The sequence below is a fragment of the Streptomyces sp. E2N166 genome, from assembly GCF_003671715.1.
In the GTDB taxonomy this organism is placed as follows: domain Bacteria; phylum Actinomycetota; class Actinomycetes; order Streptomycetales; family Streptomycetaceae; genus Streptomyces; species Streptomyces thinghirensis.
Genome location: NZ_RAIF01000025.1, coordinates 218642 through 222420, shown reverse-complemented (window position 1 = coordinate 222420; position 3779 = coordinate 218642). Strand labels below are relative to the sequence as shown.

The following is a 3779-nucleotide window of genomic DNA, read 5'->3' as shown; positions in this document are numbered from 1 at the left end:
GCTCAGGGGCCGTCGGGGCTGAGGGGGCGGTCGGGGCTGAGGGGGCGGTCGGGGCTGAGAGGGCTGCCGGGGCCGTCGGCCGGGAGGAACGCGGCCACCTGGTAGCCGCCGTCCGGCAGTGGCCGCGCCGTCAGGGTGCCGTCGAGCATCGCCACCCGCTCCCGCATGCCGAGCAGCCCGTGTCCCGCCCCCTGGGACGGTGCCGGGGCCCGCTCCGGGCGGGTGTTGGACACGTCCACGCGCAGTCCGATCGGAAGATGCATGAGGTGGACCCGGGCGGTCGCGCCGGGCGCGTGCCGCAGGACGTTGCTCAGCGCCTCCTGCACGATCCGGTACGCCGACAGCTCCACACCGGGCGGCAGGGGGACACGCGTCCCGCTCGTCTCGGTGGTGACGGCCAGCCCGGCGGCCCGGATGTTCTCCACCAACGCGTCGAGCCGGTCAAGGGTGGGTTGCGGGGCGTGGGAGGCGGCGTCGCCCCCCTCGGGCGTCTCCAGTGCGTCGGGGTGCTCGGAGCGCAGAACGCCCAGCACCCGGCGCAACTCGGTGAGGGCCTCCAGCGCGTTCTGCCGGATGCCCGCGAGGTTCTCCTTCAGCTCGTCCGGCGGGTTCTCGACGAGGAGGGGGGCGACCTGGGCCTGGATGGAGATCACCGACATGTGGTGGGCGACCACGTCGTGCAGCTCTCGCGCGATACGGCCGCGCTCCTCCAGCAGGGTGCGCCGGGCTCTCTCCTCGGCGGTCAGCGAGGTCTGCTGCGCGAGTTCCGTGCGGGCCTCGCGGCGGCCGCGCAGGGCGGTGCCGAGCACGACGACGACCGCGAACAGGATGATGGCGAGCTCACCGGTCGGTTGGTAGTTCCGCCCGCCCACCAGTCCCTGCATGACGTAGGTGGCGAGCGCGGTCAGGACCAGCGCCTCCGCGGCCACCCGGGTGCGGACCCGCAGGGCGAGCAGCAGCAGGACGAACAGGTGCGCGATGATCCCGGCTACCGGCCAGGGCCAGGTGAATGTGGCGCCGCCCGCGTCCATCCCGGACCGCACGGCGAAGGCCCCCACCAGCATGGCCGCCATCGACAGCCACCACGCCGCGACCGGCCGCCACAGCGCGAGCACCATGGCGCCGGCCTGGGCGAGTGCGATGAGGAAGGCGAACCCGGGTTCGACCCCGCCGTTGTCGTTGAGCTGGGCCGCGCCGCCGAGCAGCACGCCGAGGGCGGCCAGGCAGACGACACCGTGCGGGAACCAGCGCAGCCACACCGACGGCGGCAGCGGATCCGCCCGCCAGGTCCACAGGTCGTCGTGCAGCACCCGCAGCACCCGCGCGAACCGGCCGTCCCTGGTCATCCGCCGGCTCCCCCATCGCATCACTCGGCCCACCCTAGACATGACGTGCACCCGCCGTCCTCGTCCGGCCCGGCGGGCGATGCGTCCGGACGACCCGGGAGCGGCGTCGGCCGCCGCGCTCGCGGGAGCGAAAGGCGGCCCAGCAGCCGGCCAGGACGAACACGAACACGGGGAGCCAGGCGAGCCGGGCCGCGACCCAGTCCAGGCCGTCGGGAAGCGTGTGCAGACCGGGCAGGCGGCCGGCCAGCAGGCCGGTGGCCGTGGTCGCCATCAACGCGGTCTGGTGCCACAGGAAGATCGTCATCGCGGAGAGGTTGACCAGCGCGGCCGCCGCCCAAGCCACGGGCCGCCGCATCGCGCGGCGCAGCGGCTCGCGCAGCAGCAGCGCGAGGCCGCACTGCGCCAGGCCGAAGGTGACGGCCGCCAGCGTCGGCGGGTTGAGGTTCGACACGTCGGCGCCGGGGACGCCGACCATCGCCGCCGGATAGCCCGCCCAGGCCACGAGCGCCGCGGTCGCCGCCGTACCGCCGGTGAGCAGGAGCCCGCCCGCGCGGCGGCGGTCCAGCTCGCCGCGGGTCCAGGCGGCCCCGAGGGTGTAGGGGACCAGCCAGCCCGCGGCGAGGTTGATCCAGCCGAGCCAGGAGGGGGCGCCGAGCCCGAAGCGCAGCAGGTCGACGTGGAGGACGACGACCAGCGGCCACAGCGGATGCAGCCGGGTCAGCAGCGGAGTCGCCGCCGTCAGCGCGGCGAAGACCAGGAGGAACCACATCGGGGACAGGGCCAGCTTCACCAGGGTGTGGACGGTCACGAACTCCGCGCCCGTCAGGAGCAGCAGCGCCGCCGTCACCGTCCACAGGGTGAGGACGGCCGCGACCGGGCGGAACAGCCGGGACAGCCGGGCGGACAGCCAGCGGCCGTAGGAGGTCCCGCGGGCTCTGGCCGACGCGTAGCCCCGAGTTGCGACATGGCCGCCGACCAGGAAGAACACGGCAAGGGTCTGGAAGACCCAGGAGATCGGGGACAGCCAGGGCATGTCCTGGAGCGGACTGGCCGCGCGCAGGCCGCCGCCGTCGGCGACCAGGGCCGTCACCAGCCAGTGGCCGAGGACCACGCCGAGGATGGCGATGGCACGCAGGGCGTCGACGGCACGGTCCCGCGACGCGGGCGTCGCGGCGTCGATCCGGGCGGCGGCGCGGCGCAGCCCTTGCCGGGTGGCTATGCGGCGCAGCCCCTGCCGGGCGGCGGCATCGCGCCCCCGGTTCGGCGTGGCGTGTGGTGGGCTCGTTCGGGTCGTTCGGGTCAGTCGGGTCGTTCGGGTCAGTCGGGTCAGTCGGGTCGTTCGGCTCACCTCAGTCATGGGTCACCTCCGTGGTCTCGCCCAGGGCGATCCGGGCCAGGTTCGTCAGGGAGACGGAGCCGGATCTGAAGTAGTCGCTGTGGCCGCCGTCGCCGGCCGCGAAGACCCGGGCGCCGAAGTCCGGGGAGAGCGGGTCGGTGCCGAAGCCGACGGTGGAGCCGAAGAGGTCGGCGCTGAGGTGCGGTACGTGCCGCACCCAGTCGTCGGCGCCCCGGGCCGCCCAGACCCTGGCGCTCGTGCGCAGGTCCGCGGCGGAGTCGGCGCCGGTGCCGGGGCTGCCGACCAGGGCGATGTCGGCGACGTCCAGGCCGTCGGCGGCGAGGGCGCAGACCACCGAGCCGTAGGAATGGCAGAGGAGGGCGAAGCGGGTGGCGGGGCCGGTGATCCCGCGCAGAGTGTCGACCAGGGCACGCAGCTTCGGGGCGGCCCGGTCGGCGCGGCCGGTGGTGGCGACGGTGGTGCTGATGGTGCCCGGTGTCTCGTAGCCCAGCCAGGCCACGACCGCCGTGGGGGTCCCCCCGCTCGAGCGAAGCCGAGACTGGGGGAGGGTGCCCTCGGGTGCCTGCGCGGCGAGCCGCCGGTGCAGGGCCAGGGCGGCGGCACGGAACCGGCCGTACGTGTCGATGCTCGTGTCGGAGCCCGGGACCAGGACGGCGACGCGGTCGGCGTGGGCCAGGTCGCCGAGGACCTCAGTGGCCAGTCCTGCGCCCCGGCCGTCGAAGGCGAGCAGACGCCGGGACGGGTCGGCCATCGAGCGGTTCGCCGCCGCGCGGTGCCGGTCGCCGTGGGCGGCGGCCATCCGGGACGCCACGGCGGCGTTGGCCCGGTTGGCGGCGTACACCTCCTCCAGCGTGCCGGCCGTCGGGGCCGCGAGCGCGGCGGGAGCAGGAGCGGGGATCTCGGGGCGCGCGGCACCGGAGAGGGGAAGGACCACGGCGCCACAGATGAGCGCGGCGAGGACAGTCCGACGCCATCTGCTCACGCGCCGCCGCCAACGTACCGCCGTGCCGGGCCCCATGGCCTCTCCCCTCCAGCTCGCCCGACCATCGGGCTTGCCTGTAAGGGAAGTTATGAAT

At 75.0% G+C, this 3779-nt stretch carries 3 protein-coding genes; all 3 read right to left on the bottom strand.

Annotation, left to right across the window (positions count from 1 at the left end):
• Positions 1 to 2: 2 nt before the first annotated feature.
• From EBH09_RS19065 to EBH09_RS19055, 3 genes are read right to left on the bottom strand one after another with little or no spacing between them, the layout of a single operon-like run.
• Positions 3 to 1346, bottom strand: coding sequence for a sensor histidine kinase (locus tag EBH09_RS19065; protein WP_238697363.1), 1344 nt, complete (start codon positions 1344 to 1346; stop codon positions 3 to 5).
• 34 nt (positions 1347 to 1380) lie between these two features.
• Positions 1381 to 2703, bottom strand: coding sequence for an acyltransferase (locus EBH09_RS19060; protein WP_121748188.1), 1323 nt, complete (start codon positions 2701 to 2703; stop codon positions 1381 to 1383).
• Complete coding sequence (locus EBH09_RS19055) at positions 2696 to 3721, bottom strand: alpha/beta hydrolase (protein WP_121748187.1); 1026 nt, start codon at positions 3719 to 3721, stop codon at positions 2696 to 2698. Before EBH09_RS19055 ends, EBH09_RS19060 begins: the two co-directional genes overlap by 8 nt.
• Positions 3722 to 3779 lie beyond the last annotated feature (58 nt).